The organism is Clostridium sp. UBA4548 (assembly GCF_002387895.1).
In the GTDB taxonomy this organism is placed as follows: Bacteria; Bacillota; Clostridia; order Clostridiales; family Clostridiaceae; genus Clostridium_J.
This window is the reverse complement of record NZ_DGLI01000023.1, coordinates 183,257-197,749: the sequence shown is the minus strand read 5'-3', so window position 1 is coordinate 197,749 and position 14,493 is coordinate 183,257. Positions and strand designations below refer to the sequence as shown.

Here is a 14,493-nt window from a genome sequence, read left to right as displayed (position 1 = left end):
ATGATTAAGTTAAATGCTAATGAGAAGGATTTTATAAGTTACACTAGACAAAGCATAAAAAGCAAATTTTTAAAAGAAGTTCATATGGAGATTTGTCAACAAGAGATAGGAAAAACTAAAAATATAAAACTAAATAATAAGGATATTGAGAAACTTTTTGATTTATATGATAATTATTTCTTTGAAGGGGAACTTAAAAAGGCCTTAGGAAACAATATAGTTTTTTCCCTGTCCAAAAGAATGACTTCAGCTGGAGGAAAAACTATCTTTAGAAGAAACTCCAACAGTAGTGAATATGAGATTAGAATAAGCTTGGTAATTTTAAATAACTTTTATTTAAAAACTAGTGAAAAAAAGGTGTCAGGAATAATCGTTTCAGATCCAATTGAGGCTTTTATGCTTATTATGGAACATGAAATATGTCATGTTGTTGAATTTTATAATTATGGAGATTCAAACTGCAAAGGGAAAAGGTTTAGAGATATTTCTTCTGGGGTTTTTAACCATAAGGGAATTTATCACGATATTCCAACAAGAAAAAATTTAAATCCAAATTTAGAAGTCAGTGATATTTCTATTGGAGACAAGGTAACTTTTATTTATAAAGGTAAAAAATATGTAGGTCTTGTAGCGAATATTACTAAGAGAGCTACAGTAATGGTATTGGACAAGGGCGGAGCATATAAAGATAAGGAAGGAAATAGGTATACAAAATGGTATGTACCTATGATAAACTTGTCTAAATAAGAAAGTATGACTTTTTAGTGTTAAGGAGTATTAAGTAAATAAATAAATAAATAAATAAATAAATAAATAAATAAATAAGCTGAGCATTAAAAATCAAATTACGAAGGGAGATAATTAAAGTGATTAAAGGTATTTTGTTTGATTTAGATGGTACATTAATAAATACAAATATGTTAATTATAAATTCATTTAAATATGTTTTTAAAGAAAATCTAGATTTAATTGTGGAGGATAATGAAATAGTTCAATACTTTGGAGAACCCCTTACATACACAATGGCTAAGTATACAAAAGATAGAGTAGAAGAACTAGTTCAAAAATATGTTGAGTATTCTCTTTCAATTCATGATGAGTACACAGAAAGCTTTAAAGGAGTGGAAGAAGGATTAATTATACTAAGAGAAAAAGGTTATAAGCTTGCAATAGTTACTTCGAAAAGAAGAACCACGGCTTTAAGAGGGCTGAGATTGTTCGATTTAGAAAAATATTTTGAAGTAATTGTTTCTCCAGAGGATACAGAAAAACATAAACCAGAAGGCGAGCCAGTATTAAAGGCTTGTGAACTCCTAAAGTTAGAGCCAGACGAAGTACTTATGGTAGGGGATAGTCATAACGATATTTTATGTGGTAAAAACGCTGGAGCTAAGACTTGTTTAGTAAAATATACAGCCTTGCCTTTAGAAAAGCTATTAGAGCATAAGCCTGATTATGTAATTGATTCAGTAGAGGAAATTTTAAATGTAATATAAAAAGACAGGCATTGCGCACCTGTCTATACCCTAGGGATTTTATGAGAACTTAAAATAATCTACGCTATTTCTTATTTATATATTCACTCATTATATGGTTTTAAAATATAATTAATGGAAAGCAAATACTTATTTGAATAGAACTGTGGAGGAGTATTACCCATTTTCCACAGGATAATACCTTTATAGTTACTAATTTTGTAATTATAGGGTTCTATTCAAAGCTAGCTCAAATAAATTAAGTTCTCAACCTATTAATAGAGTTTCCCAAATAGATTAATATATTATTAATATTTTGTAAACTATTTTTTAATTGTTTTTTAAAATTAATTACAACCTTATATAGGTCCTAGTTAATTTCAGAGAAGAACAAGTTAAAATAATTAGACAAGTAAAAAATTAGCTCTATATATATTTATTGCTTGCTCTTGATGGTTCGCTAATGTATTTTATTGGGGAAGTTGTTTATTGTCAATAATCTGTGGACTAAATTAAAGCTTTTAATAAATCTACAGCAAAATGGATATCTTCTTCAGTAACCCAGTAATGAGTAACAAATCTCATCATCCCATCTTCTTCACCACAAATTTTAATTCCTTTTTCTAAGAACTTTTCTACCACATATTCGCTAGATAAACCTGTATCTCTCATGTCAAAGAAAACCATGTTAAGATGAATATCTTCTAAATTAACTTTAACTCCTGGAATTTTAGCTAATTCTTTAGCTAAAAGTATTGCTTTTTCGTGATCTGTTTTAAGATTTTCTCTCATTTCTTTTAAAGCAACTAAGCCAGCAGCAGCTAGGAAGCCTGCTTGTCTTAATCCACCACCCATTAGTTTTCTATTCTTTTTAGCTTTTGCTATAAAGTCTTTTTTTCCAGCTAGTATAGAGCCAACTGGCGCACATAGACCCTTAGATAAGCAAAACATTACTGAATCAACATGCTTTGTTATTTCTTTTACATCTATATTTAGGTAGGAAGAGGCATTGAATAATCTTGCTCCATCAAGATGAACTTGTAGATTATGCTTCTTTGCAACCTTATTAATGTTTTCCATTACTTCTAAAGGAACCACTCTACCACTAGAGTGAGCGTTTTCAAGACAAATTAAAGAAGTTTTTGGATAGTGAATATCTTCCTCTTTTCTTATTCTTTTTTCAATTTCCAAAGGATCTAATATTCCATGATTACTTTGTACAGTTCTAAGCTGAACTCCAGCAATTACAGATGCTGCTCCTACCTCATGAGCGACAATATGGCAATCATCACCAAGGATAACTTCATCACCACGGTGACAGTGAGTTAGCAAGGCTAATTGATTACCAAAAGTACCACTTGGTACAAATAGAGCAGCCTCCATTCCAGTAAGCTTAGCTGCATATTTTTCTAATTCTTTTATAGTAGGATCATCATCATAAACATCATCTCCCACTATAGCAGTTAACATAGCTTGTCTCATTTTGTCTGTAGGCTGTGTAACGGTATCACTTCTTAAATCGATTATTCTCATAACTTTATCCTCCATTTTATGTAATTTAATCTTTAAAGGTAAAACTTTAGTTTATTTAATTTATTATAAAAAACTAATAAAAAATTTATTTTGAAAGCCTTTACACATTTATTATAAATTATTTAGCGGAATATTGAAATATGTTGTAGTAATTTATGGTATAATGAACACGGTAAGGATTAAATTCCTTACTATTTTCTTTTGAATTTATAAGTTATAAAATTAGTTTAAAACAAATTACAATAAAGAGGACTTAATATGAATAAAGCATTATTTGTTACAGAAAAACCATCAGTTGCAATGGATTATGTTAATTTATTAAAACTAAAGGGAACAAAAAGAGATGGGTATATAGAGTGTGAAAAGGCCATTTTTACCTGGTGTGTAGGGCATATGGTAACTATGAGTTATCCAGAAGCTTATGATGATAAATTAAAATCATGGGCACTAGAAACCTTACCTTTTTTACCAGAAGAATATAAATATGAAGTTATTCCCTCAGTTAAGAAGCAATTTGAGGTAGTTAAGTTGTTACTTCTTCGTGAAGACGTTGATACAATCTATGTATGTACCGACTCAGGAAGAGAAGGAGAATACATCTATAGACTAGTGGATCAGATGGTTGGGGTAAGTGATAAGAATAAAAAAAGGGTTTGGATAGATTCACAAACTGAGGAAGAAATAAAAAGAGGAATAAAGGAAGCTAAAGATTTATCAACTTATGATACCTTAGCCAATTCGGCATATCTTAGAGCTAAGGAAGATTATCTTCAAGGAATTAATTTTTCAAGACTTTTAACCTTAATTTATGGTCGTAGTTTATCTAAACTATTAAGGGAAGATAAGGTTGTAATTGCAGTTGGAAGAGTAATGTCTTGTGTTCTTGCTATGATTGTAGATAGGGAACGTGAAGTGAAGAGGTTTCAAAAAACTACCTTTTACAAGCTTCAGGGAGATTTCCATACTTCTGAAGGAGACTTTTCTGGCGAGTGGAAGGTCCATGAGAAATCTAAATATTTTAATAGTGAAAAACTCTACAACGATAATGGCTTTTTAAAGAGGGAACATAGTGAAGAACTTTTAAACTTCACAAATAATAATAAAAATAATATAGAAATTACAAGTATAAGTAAATCAAAAGAGAAAAAGAATCCGCCTCTCCTTTTTAATTTAGCAGAACTACAAAATGAGTGCTCTAAAAGATTTAAAATAAATCCAGATGAAACCTTGGGCATTGTGCAAAGTCTTTATGAAAAGAAAATTGTAACTTATCCAAGAACTGATGCTAGAGTATTGTCTTCAGCTGTAGCTAAGGAAATAAATAAAACTTTGAATAAACTTTTAAGATTTAATGAAATTGGCGATATTAACAATAATGTGAGTGAAATTATTAATGAAAAATGGTATTCAAAGATCTTAAAATCCAAATATGTAGACGATAGTAAAATTACTGACCACTATGCTATCATTCCTACAGGTGAGGGATTGGAGGGATTTAGTAAATTAAAAGACTTAGAAAAGTCAATTTTTGAGCTGATACTTAGAAGATTTTTAGCTATTTTCTACCCTCCAGCTGAATATAGTAAAATTTCAATTGAAATTAATATAAGTAATGAATATTTTTATGCAAATGAAAAGGTCTGTGTAGATAAAGGTTACCTTATAGTAATTAATAATAAGGAAGAGAAGGAAGAGAAGAGCGAAAGTAATCTAAATAAAATTAAAAAAAGCTCTTCAATAGAGCTAAAAGAACTTACTATAAAAGAAGGTGAAACTACACCACCAAAATATTATACCTCAGGTTCAATAATTCTAGCTATGGAAAACGCAGGGAAGTTAATAGAAGATGAGGAATTAAGAGAACACATAAAAGGTGCTGGAATAGGAACAAGTGCTACAAGAGCAGAAATATTAAAAAAACTAGAAAGAATAGATTATATTATTATTAATAAAAAGAATCAAGCAGTACATCCTACAATAAAAGGTGAGCTCATATATGAAACTATAAAAAGCTCAATACCATCACTTTTAAATCCAAAACTAACAGCTAGCTGGGAAAAGGGATTAAAAATGATAACAGATGGGGAAATTAATGCTGAAGAATTTATGGATAAGTTAGAACATTATATAAAAGACAATGTAAAAAAGGTATTATCCCACAATAATGTAATTGATTATAGCAATATAATGGATGGACTGTGTTCAGATGAAAACACAAAATTAAACAAGGCGGATTTAGATGAAGTCTTAGGTATATGCCCAATATGTAGAGTTGGACATATTGTGAAAAATGTAAAAGGGTATGGATGTACTAATTGGAAAAGTGGATGTAAATTTTTCCTTGGAGAAATATGCGGAGTTAATATATCACCAAAACAAATAAGACAACTTATAAATTCTGGTAAGACAGAGCTTATTCAAGGATTTGTATCAAAAAAAGGAAACAAATTTAATGCCTGTTTAAAAATTCAGGATAATAATATAGCATTGGATTTTAAGTAGTATTTGGAGGAGTTTATGCTAAGTTTTAAAAAATTAACAATTGAAGATAAGAATATTATTATGCCTTATATTTCTCCTTATAATTTTAGCACTTGTGAATTTTCCTTCGCAACACTAATTATATGGAGTAAGGCTTGTAATATAGAATATACAATAAAGGACCAGATTTTAATTTTGAAAAAGAAAGACTATCATGGGAAAAGTCATTTTGTTCAGCTACTTGGTTATGATGAGAATTCTTTAAGAAATGTTGTAGAAGTACTTAAAACAGAAAAACAAAGAAATAATTTAGATTATTTGTTTAAAGAAGTTGAATGGAATTTTATTGAAGATTTAATCCAAGCTTATGGAGATAGGGTTATCTACGAAGAAGATAGAGATAATTTTGATTATATCTATGAAAGTAAAAGTCTTATAACCATGCAAGGTAAAGTATTACATAAAAAAAGAAATCATTATAACAAATTTGAAAAAAATAATAATTATATGCTTAAGGTTATAGATGACTTAAATGTTAAAGAAGATTGCAAGAGAGTTGCAAAGATATGGCATGAAAGTTATGGTGTTTATGATAAGCTTACAGACTTTGAGCTAGAAGCTATTAATGAGGTATTAGATAATTGGGAAGTTTTAGATCTCAAAGGTTTAGCTGTTTATGTAGATGATAACATTGCAGGATTTAGTATTGGCGAGATTGTTAATGATGAAATGGCAATAATACACTTTGAAAAGGGTGATAAAAATTATTCAGGAGTATTTGCTTTTATTAATCAAAAATCTACAGAAATGCTTTACAGTCATATCCCGTTAATAAATAGAGAAGATGATATGGGACTATTAGGACTAAGAATAGCAAAAATGTCTTACGGACCAATTAAACTAGAAAAAAAATACACAGTATTAGATATTTTGTAAGGGGGATTTACTATGAGTATAATGCAATTACTTAAAGGTAAAAATGTTAAACTAACAGCAGTAAGGGAAGTTGATATACCAGTTATAGAGTCTTGGTATAATGATATGAAATTTTTAAGGCATTTTGATAAACTAATAGCTATACCAAGAGAAACCTCATATATATCAAATTTTATTCAAGGTATGCAGCAAGCTAATAATGAAATAGTATTTGCAATAAGAGATTTAGAAAAGGATACCCTCCTTGGCATAACAGGTTTTGAGAATATTCAATGGAATAATAGGGTGGCCACTATATTTGTTGGTATTGGTGATGAAAGTTATAGAGGAAAAGGTATTGGAAAAGAGGCTATGTCATTAACTATAGACTATGGTTTCAATGAACTAAACCTGCATAAGCTTCAGCTAACAGTTCTTGGATATAATTCAGCTGCTATTGGTCTATACGAAAGCTTAGGCTTTGTAAAAGAAGGGGTTTTTAGAGAGTTTATATTGAGAGATAAACAAAGGTATGACCTCATTAATTATGGAATTATCCATTATGAATGGGTAAATAAAATTTTATAAAGAAAAGCCTATAAATAGTGAACTGAAATATCCTTAAAACAGAGGACAGTTTACACTTTATAGGCTTTTAATGGTTTATTTAAAAAGTGATCTTCTTCTTCTTTTTTTTCTTTTAAATTTAATTCTAATAATTACAATAGAAGATATAATTATAATTATTACTAATAATGCTAAGAGGTAGTATATTGCATTATCTTTTATAATTTGCCACTTTGATATGCTTGGGAATAATTCATAACTTTCGCTGTAATTTCGAACCTTAACTTCAACTTTTCCAACAGGTTTATCAGCACTAAGCTTCCATGGACTAATATCCTCAATTGCATAGTTTAGTTCTGGAGTTAATTCTGTATTATATAAGGTTATATCCTTATGTAGGCTTACAGGAACTTTAATAGTTCTTGTAGGTCCTATAAATGGAATAGCTTTATATTTTAAAGTAATGGATTTCAACTCTTTTTCTTTTTCTAAAAATACTTGTTTTTCTGCAGAAAAACTATATTCAACAAGCTTTTCCATATCTTCAAAAACCTTTGTATCGGCAGGAAAATTATATTCGGAGTTTAATACTACTGTGGCAATTGTGCGTCCATTTCTTTCGTAAATTGTAAATAAGCAACGACCAGATTTAGTAGTATACCCTGTTTTACCTCCAACATTTCCATTTGCCCCTAAAAGTTTATTTCTATTTTCAATTACAGCTATAGGTCCATTTGAAGATTGAACTTCCGAGGTCTTTTTAGCAATTGTTTCTTTAACCCATGGATTTTTATAAACTGCTTCGCCAAGTAAAGTTAAATCATAAGCAGAAGTATAGTGATCATTTGTATTATCATCTAAGCCGTTAGGGGTTACAAAATTTGTATTAGTCATATTCAAGGATTTGGCTTTCTCATTCATGAGTTTACTAAAATTCTCAACAGAGCCACCCACATTTTCAGCAATCATATAAGCAATGTCATTACCAGAATAAAGTAAAAGGATATCCATTGCATCACTACCACTAAAAGTTTCACCAGCTTGAACTGGATGAACATTTAATCCATAAGAATAATCTGGCTCCTTTTTAGCACCTTCTGGATAAGTTAAATTATCTTCAGGTTTTTTATTTTCTGCAAGAAGTAACCCAGTCATAAGTTTAGTTATACTTGCAGGTTGTCTTTTTTCATCAATATTTTTAGCATAAATTATCTCTTTTGTTGTTAAATCCACTGCGATTGCAGAAGTCCCTATTAAATCAGGAGCTGGTGCAGCTAATGCAGTAGAAGAGAAAAGTAAGCTAAAAGTTAACGCTAAAGTTATTACTTTTTTCTTCATCAATTTGCATCTCTCCATTTATTTAGTGTTTTTAATTTTAAATGTAATGCTTATTAAAACAAAACATAAACCTAGTATACCATTATGAATAATTTAGAACAAGGGGACAAACTTAACAATATTAGGTATAATCATATTATATAGTAATAATAATTAAATATATAAAGTAGTTTATATTTTTTCAACTTGCGAGTTTTCACATAGAAAGGGTGGTTAAATATGGTAAATAAAATAGAGAAAATTTTTAAATATAGAAAAGCTAATCCTATTGGGAAATATAAAAATAGCGCTGTATTAATTTTATTACAAGAATTAAATGGTGAAGAACATTTAGTGTTTGAAGTAAGATCAAATAAATTGACACACCAACCTGGAGATGTGTGTTTACCAGGAGGTATGATTGAACCAGGGGAAAGTCCTAAGGATACTGCAATAAGAGAAGCAATGGAAGAGCTTAACTTAAATATTAATGAGATTCAATATATTGGAGAAATGGATTATTTTATAAGTCCTTATGGTATGTTCATGTATCCATTTATAGGAAGAACTAATAAAGCTAAAATAATTCCTAGTGAATACGAAGTTGATCACCTATTTACAGTTCCATTAAAATTTTTTTTGGAGCATGAGCCACTACTGTATAACATGGAAATAGGTCCAACTAATCACGAAGGATTTCCTTTTCATTTAATAAATAGGGGAAAAGAGTATAAATTTAGAAAAGGAATTTTAAGAGAATATTTTTATGTATACAATGAATATGTTATATGGGGTTTTACAGCACAGATTATCAAATCCTTTATAGATATTTTAAAAGGTAAGGATTAATTTTAAATTTATGATTTTGAATAAATAAGAAATAATTATGTGAAATATTAAATATTATTAGATGAGTTGTATTATATATTAAATATATGGGGTGATTTTATGGATAATATAAAAAGGTGGCAAGAGCAACTACTAGGGGAACGTGTTGTTAAATCTCTTCAGAAGAATGAATTTCATTCTATTTATGTGGAATCAAAAGAGGAAGCAGTAACATTTATTATGCATCATATAAGTAGAGGAACTGTGGTTGGCATAGGGGGATCAGCAACCATAGAGGCTTTAAATATAGACCTTAACATAATAGAAAAAGGTGGCACCTTATTAAGACATAGCGATGGAGTTTCTGAAGAAGAAAAGTTTGAAATTATGAGAAAAGAATTATTGAGCGATGTTTATTTGTGTAGTACTAATGCTGTAACTCTAGATGGATATTTAATAAATGTAGATGGATCAGGAAATAGAGTTTCTGCTATGAACTTTGGTCCAAGAAAAATAATTATTGTAGTCGGTGTGAATAAAATAGTTAAGAATGAGTTTGAGGCGGCAGAAAGATTAAGGTTTACGGCTTGCCCATTAAATAATAAAAGATTGAATTTACAAAACCCCTGTACTTCATTGGGAGTGTGTACTGACTGTAATAGTAGCAAGAGAATATGTAGAATCTACACTACTGTAAAACGAAAACCAATGAGAAGTGATATTACAGTTATTGTTGTAGGAGAACAGCTAGGATTTTAACTACAAATTCAAATACGACAAACATGTCAAAATATATCAAATCATTGGAGAAAGTTTCATTATTTTACCAAAATATTATTACAAAATATTATTTTACTCAATTTTTTAAATTAATTATAATTTTTTATATAAAACATATAGAATTTTCAAAAAAATGCTTCATTTTATTCCTGTTTTAATCTATAATTGTTTTAATAGCTTTGGTAGGGATGGGGTGTTACAATGTCAAAATGTCCTTTTTTGACTACGCATGATGAAGTGGTTGAGTGTTTTAAGGAGTGCTCGCTTTACAAGTGGACAGAAAATGAAAATAAATGTCCTTTTGTAGAACTTAAAAATTTCAAGTCAATTTCTATTAAAAACATATATGACTATGATTTGTTTAGAGAGGACAAGTCCTCACCACTAAATATTTTATATGGTGAAAGTTATCTATAAATAGATAATAATTTTAATGATTTAAAATATAAAAGTTTTAAAAGTAAACCCCTTATGTAATATTACATAAGGGGTTTACTTTTAAGTATATAGTAACCACTGTTAGTGGCATCCACCTTTACAGCTTTTAGAGCAATTATTGCAAGAACTTGAAGAAGCGCTTGACTGTGACTTAATTAAGTAATTGCCTTTCTCTAGCAAAATTGTAACTGAATATATATTTTCTATTAAGTCCTTAGTGTAGCAAAAAACTAAATCCTCAATTTTATTACAAACATCTTCTGGTTTAGTATTGTCTAGCATTAGTTGGACCTTTGAAGATTTACAGCATCCATTTTCATAATATAATCTAAAACAGTTATACTCATCATGGAAGTTTAACAAGTTGATCATATCATTATATGCATTATTTGAAATTCTTATTTTAATTTTATCCATATAGTTATTCAATCCTATCTAAATTATTCTTCAAATACTGATGAATATTCATGAAGTAATGCTTCTTTTAACTCCCAAAGTTTGTGCGATAAGTCAACATAATAAGCATGCGGATTCTGTAATCTTAAAACCTCAGGCCAAAGTTTTTTTCGCTCATTTAAGCTGTACTCTCTGATTTCCATTACTGTAGGACTAGTATAAATAAGATTTCCCTTGTCAAAGATCTTAACCATTAACTCTTTGCATTGATAATCTTTTAATTTTTTTCTTTTCCAAGTGTAATTAGGATCAAAAAGCTCTAGAGTAGATTTTTCATTAATAGCTTCATCATGAAGGGTTATTAAATCTGCCACAGCTTTATTTGAATGTTTATCATAGATTCTGTATAGCTTTTTAAAGGCTGGATTAGTTATTTTCTCTACGTTCTCACTTATCTTAATTTTAGGTATAATTTGGTTATCCTTTTCAATAGCTACCAGTTTGTATACACCACCGAAAACTGGCTCGCTTCGGGCAGTTATTAATCTTTCACCTACACCAAAGCTATCTATTTTAGCTCCATTCTCAAGAACACCTTTTATTATAAATTCATCAAGAGAGTTTGATACTGTAATTTTTACATCTTCGTACCCAGCATTATCTAAAAGTTTTCTAACTTCTTTTGATAAGTAAGTAATATCTCCACTATCTATTCTAACTGCCTTTGGTCTTTTGCCTAAAGGTTTTAATACTTCTTCAAAAACTTTAATAGCATTTGGTATTCCAGATTTTAGAACATTATAAGTATCTACAAGAAGTACCGTATTATCAGAATAAGTTTCAGCCCATGCTTTAAAAGCTTCATATTCACTATCAAATAATTGCACCCATGAATGAGCCATAGTACCGATTGCAGGAATATTAAACATTTCATCAGCAATAGTACAAGCTGTTGAATTACAGCCACCAATAACCGCGGCTCTTGCACCATAAATTGCACCATCATAACCCTGAGCTCTTCTAGAACCAAATTCCATTACTGCTCTTCCACTAGCAGCTTCACATATTCTTGCAGCTTTTGTGGCAATTAAAGTTTGGTGGTTAATAGTTAGTAGTATCATAGTTTCAATAAATTGAGCTTGCATTATTGGTCCTCTAACAGTTATTAAAGGTTCATTTGGAAACACAGGAGAGCCTTCTGGAATTGCCCAAACATCACAACTAAACTTAAAGTTAAGTAGGTATTCTAAAAACTCCTCACTAAAGAGTTGTTTTCCTCTAAGGTACTCTATATCATTTTTAGTAAATTTTAAGTTTGAAAGATATTCAATAAGCTGCTCTACACCAGCCATTATACAGTAACCACCGCCATCAGGAATTCTTCTGAAAAACATATCAAAATAAGCAATGGTGTTTTGTACTCCTTTATTTAAATAACCATTTGCCATGGTTAATTCATAAAAATCCACCAACATGGTTAGATTTCTTTGATTTTTTACATCAAATTCTGTGAATGTACTCATTTTAGTTCCCCTTACTATTTAATAATTATGAATAGAATTCATATAAATAAAATTCTTACTAATGTCCACTATATATTACCATATTGATACTTTTATTACTATAGTATAAATATAAATATTGTGGTAATATTATTTGATTAGAATAAAATTTATAAAATGAAAAGGGATATAAATGATATACAGTGAGTTTGAAAAATTAAGCAAAGAACAACTAAATGCTGTACTTTGTGAAGATGAGAATATATTAGTTACAGCAGGCCCTGGTAGTGGTAAAACTGTTGTAATAGTAAACAGAGTATTTCACCTTATCAATCACAAAAATATTAATCCTAAAAATATAATTGTGATTACTTTTACAAAAGCAGCTGCTAATAATATGAAAACAAGATTTATTAACATGAGTAAAAATAAAGTAACCCCTTTTTTTGGTACTTTTCACGGGCTATTTTATAGAATTTTAACTTCTTACTATGGTGAGATTAAAATTATAGAAGGCAGTGAAACCTTTAAGTTAGTTAAGAGCTTTTTAACTACTTATATGGAAGAGGTTAGTGAGGATAGAATAAAAGAGTTTATTAATGCAATTTCCCTTTTTAAATGTGCTAACACATCTTTAGAAGAGTTTGCTACAGATTTAGATAAAAACATATTCAGAAATTTGTATGAAATATACGAGACCTATAAAAGAGAAAAAAATCTTTTGGATTTTGAAGACCTTCAAATAATGTGTAAAAATCTCTTCATAAAAAGTCCTAGATTATTACAAGGATATCAAAACATGTTTAAACATATTTTAATAGATGAGTTTCAAGATTGTGATGCTATTCAGTTAGATATCTTAAGACTACTTAAAGGTGAAAATAATATCTTTGCAGTGGGGGATGAGGACCAATGTATTTACAGCTTTAGAGGCTCTAGACCAGACTTTATGGTTAATTTTCAGGAACTATTTAATAATTCCAAGCAGTTGTATCTTTCAACTAACTACAGGTCAGTTTCTAATATTGTAAAGCTTTCTATGGAGACTATTAAAAATAACAAGCTAAGAAGTGATAAAACCATAGTACCAAATAAAAATTATGATGGAGATATTGCCTTTGTTAAGGTTCAAAGAGAAGCGCAACAAGGGGATTTTATTGCTAATGAAATTGAGAAGGCTGTACTAAGTGGTAGCAATTCCTATAATAGTTTTGCAGTTTTGTATAGAACAAACATTGAGAGCAGAGGGATAATCGATAGTCTTATTAGAAAAAAAATTCCCTTTAAACTATTAGAAAGGGAGTTCAACTTCTATGATCACTTTGTTTGTAGAGATATTTTAGCCTACTTAAGGTTAAGTATTAACCCAACTGACACAGAAAGCTTCATTAGAATAATAAACAGACCTTACAGATATATTAGTAAAGGAAATCTAGAAGTAATTAAAAAGGATATTTACTGCTCAGATGTATTTGAAAAATTAAAAGCTATAGATACAGTTCCTATCTTCCAACTTAAAGCTATAGATAAGTTAAAGAAGGATATACATAATTTAAATAAAATGAGCCTTCATACTGCAGTGGATTTTATAATACATGACTTAGGTTATCATGATTATTTAGTAGAATACTGTAATAAATATAAAATTCATATTACTGATTTAGAGAATATATTAGAAGAGTTTAGGGATTCCATAGGAGAGTATAGAACTATAATTAATTTTCTAGCCCATGTTGAAGTGGTTAATGAAGAAATTCTTAAGAGCAAGAGTAAAACAAAGGATGAGAATGTAGTATTGCTAAGTACTGTTCATGGCGTTAAGGGCATGGAGTTTAATCATGTTTATTTAATCAATTTAGTTGAAGGTATTATTCCACATGAGCAAAGCCTAGAAGAAAATATTGAGGAAGAGCGAAGGCTTTTTTATGTAGCCATAACTAGAGCAATAAATAACCTTACCCTTATACTGCCAAACATAGTTCAAGGAAAACCCCGTAAACCTTCTAGATTTTTAAAGGAGTGCAACTTTACTCAGGATATTGTAAACACAAAGGGTATAGTTGAGGGAGAAAACATAATCCATAAAAACTTTGGATATGGAATAGTTAAGAGTTTAGAAGAGGGCAATATTACTATAGCCTTTAAAAATGGTATAGAGAGGAAATTTGATTTTAAAATACTAATAGACAATAATCTTATTGAGAAAGTTTAATTAAGAAAAATATTGCTACTTATTCACTATAAAGCTCTTAAGTGTAGGG

13 protein-coding genes are annotated in these 14,493 nt (G+C 29.4%); 9 read left to right on the top strand and 4 right to left on the bottom strand.

Annotation, left to right across the window (positions count from 1 at the left end; translation table 11 throughout):
- The gene (locus B3040_RS09065) at positions 1 to 747 is read left to right on the top strand and encodes a SprT-like domain-containing protein (RefSeq protein ID WP_291572419.1); all 747 of its coding nucleotides are present in this window, start codon (positions 1 to 3) and stop codon (positions 745 to 747) included.
- Positions 748 to 866: 119 nt separating this feature from the next.
- Complete coding sequence (gene ppaX, locus B3040_RS09060) at positions 867 to 1,496, top strand: pyrophosphatase PpaX (RefSeq protein ID WP_291572417.1); 630 nt, start codon at positions 867 to 869, stop codon at positions 1,494 to 1,496.
- Between the two features lie 486 nt (positions 1,497 to 1,982).
- On the opposite strand, the gene ltaE is transcribed toward ppaX, so the two are convergent.
- Positions 1,983 to 3,008 carry a low-specificity L-threonine aldolase gene (ltaE, locus tag B3040_RS09055; RefSeq protein ID WP_291572414.1) on the bottom strand — a complete coding sequence of 342 codons (1,026 nt, stop codon included), beginning with the start codon at positions 3,006 to 3,008 and terminating at the stop codon, positions 1,983 to 1,985.
- Positions 3,009 to 3,266: 258 nt separating this feature from the next.
- On the opposite strand from ltaE, the gene B3040_RS09050 reads away from it, so the two are divergent.
- Genes B3040_RS09050 through B3040_RS09040 form a run of 3 tightly spaced genes read left to right on the top strand, consistent with a single transcriptional unit; the run spans position 3,267 to position 6,992 of the window.
- Complete coding sequence (locus B3040_RS09050; RefSeq protein ID WP_291572410.1) at positions 3,267 to 5,510, top strand: type IA DNA topoisomerase; 2,244 nt, start codon at positions 3,267 to 3,269, stop codon at positions 5,508 to 5,510.
- Positions 5,511 to 5,525: 15 nt separating this feature from the next.
- Positions 5,526 to 6,425 carry a DUF2156 domain-containing protein gene (locus B3040_RS09045; protein WP_291572408.1) on the top strand — a complete coding sequence of 300 codons (900 nt, stop codon included), beginning with the start codon at positions 5,526 to 5,528 and terminating at the stop codon, positions 6,423 to 6,425.
- A gap of 12 nt (positions 6,426 to 6,437) precedes the next feature.
- Positions 6,438 to 6,992, top strand: a complete 555-nt coding sequence (locus B3040_RS09040; RefSeq protein WP_291572406.1) for a GNAT family N-acetyltransferase — start codon at positions 6,438 to 6,440, stop codon at positions 6,990 to 6,992.
- Positions 6,993 to 7,067: 75 nt separating this feature from the next.
- On the opposite strand, the gene B3040_RS09035 is transcribed toward B3040_RS09040, so the two are convergent.
- Complete coding sequence (locus B3040_RS09035) at positions 7,068 to 8,309, bottom strand: D-alanyl-D-alanine carboxypeptidase family protein (RefSeq protein WP_291572555.1); 1,242 nt, start codon at positions 8,307 to 8,309, stop codon at positions 7,068 to 7,070.
- A 219-nt stretch (positions 8,310 to 8,528) separates the two neighbouring features.
- On the opposite strand from B3040_RS09035, the gene B3040_RS09030 reads away from it, so the two are divergent.
- From B3040_RS09030 to B3040_RS09020, 3 genes are all read left to right on the top strand, one after another.
- On the top strand, positions 8,529 to 9,137 hold the full coding sequence (locus B3040_RS09030) for an NUDIX hydrolase (protein WP_291572403.1): 609 nt from the start codon (positions 8,529 to 8,531) through the stop codon (positions 9,135 to 9,137).
- A gap of 99 nt (positions 9,138 to 9,236) precedes the next feature.
- A complete protein-coding gene (locus tag B3040_RS09025; RefSeq protein WP_291572401.1) occupies positions 9,237 to 9,875 on the top strand; it encodes a lactate utilization protein in 639 nt (212 codons plus the stop codon).
- 222 nt (positions 9,876 to 10,097) lie between these two features.
- Positions 10,098 to 10,313 carry a hypothetical protein gene (locus tag B3040_RS09020; protein WP_017415993.1) on the top strand — a complete coding sequence of 72 codons (216 nt, stop codon included), beginning with the start codon at positions 10,098 to 10,100 and terminating at the stop codon, positions 10,311 to 10,313.
- 102 nt (positions 10,314 to 10,415) lie between these two features.
- On the opposite strand, the gene B3040_RS09015 is transcribed toward B3040_RS09020, so the two are convergent.
- Both B3040_RS09015 and B3040_RS09010 read right to left on the bottom strand, forming a co-directional pair.
- Positions 10,416 to 10,751, bottom strand: a complete 336-nt coding sequence (locus B3040_RS09015; RefSeq protein WP_291572396.1) for a hypothetical protein — start codon at positions 10,749 to 10,751, stop codon at positions 10,416 to 10,418.
- Between the two features lie 23 nt (positions 10,752 to 10,774).
- A complete protein-coding gene (locus B3040_RS09010; protein ID WP_291572394.1) occupies positions 10,775 to 12,253 on the bottom strand; it encodes a nicotinate phosphoribosyltransferase in 1,479 nt (492 codons plus the stop codon).
- A 172-nt stretch (positions 12,254 to 12,425) separates the two neighbouring features.
- On the opposite strand from B3040_RS09010, the gene B3040_RS09005 reads away from it, so the two are divergent.
- Positions 12,426 to 14,444: an ATP-dependent helicase gene (locus tag B3040_RS09005; RefSeq protein WP_291572392.1), complete on the top strand. Its 2,019-nt coding sequence runs from the start codon at positions 12,426 to 12,428 to the stop codon at positions 14,442 to 14,444.
- Positions 14,445 to 14,493: the final 49 nt, after the last annotated feature.

Bases quoted from the DNA above. Each gene is read 5' to 3' on its own strand.
- B3040_RS09065 (WP_291572419.1), top strand. From the start codon at position 1: ATGATTAAGTTAAATGCTAATGAGAAGGATTTTATAAGTTACACTAGA.
- ltaE (WP_291572414.1), bottom strand. From the start codon at position 3,008: ATGAGAATAATCGATTTAAGAAGTGATACCGTTACACAGCCTACAGAC.
- B3040_RS09050 (WP_291572410.1), top strand. From the start codon at position 3,267: ATGAATAAAGCATTATTTGTTACAGAAAAACCATCAGTTGCAATGGAT.
- B3040_RS09045 (WP_291572408.1), top strand. From the start codon at position 5,526: ATGCTAAGTTTTAAAAAATTAACAATTGAAGATAAGAATATTATTATG.
- B3040_RS09040 (WP_291572406.1), top strand. From the start codon at position 6,438: ATGAGTATAATGCAATTACTTAAAGGTAAAAATGTTAAACTAACAGCA.
- B3040_RS09035 (WP_291572555.1), bottom strand. From the start codon at position 8,309: ATGAAGAAAAAAGTAATAACTTTAGCGTTAACTTTTAGCTTACTTTTC.
- B3040_RS09030 (WP_291572403.1), top strand. From the start codon at position 8,529: ATGGTAAATAAAATAGAGAAAATTTTTAAATATAGAAAAGCTAATCCT.
- B3040_RS09025 (WP_291572401.1), top strand. From the start codon at position 9,237: ATGGATAATATAAAAAGGTGGCAAGAGCAACTACTAGGGGAACGTGTT.
- B3040_RS09020 (WP_017415993.1), top strand. From the start codon at position 10,098: ATGTCAAAATGTCCTTTTTTGACTACGCATGATGAAGTGGTTGAGTGT.
- B3040_RS09015 (WP_291572396.1), bottom strand. From the start codon at position 10,751: ATGGATAAAATTAAAATAAGAATTTCAAATAATGCATATAATGATATG.
- B3040_RS09010 (WP_291572394.1), bottom strand. From the start codon at position 12,253: ATGAGTACATTCACAGAATTTGATGTAAAAAATCAAAGAAATCTAACC.
- B3040_RS09005 (WP_291572392.1), top strand. From the start codon at position 12,426: ATGATATACAGTGAGTTTGAAAAATTAAGCAAAGAACAACTAAATGCT.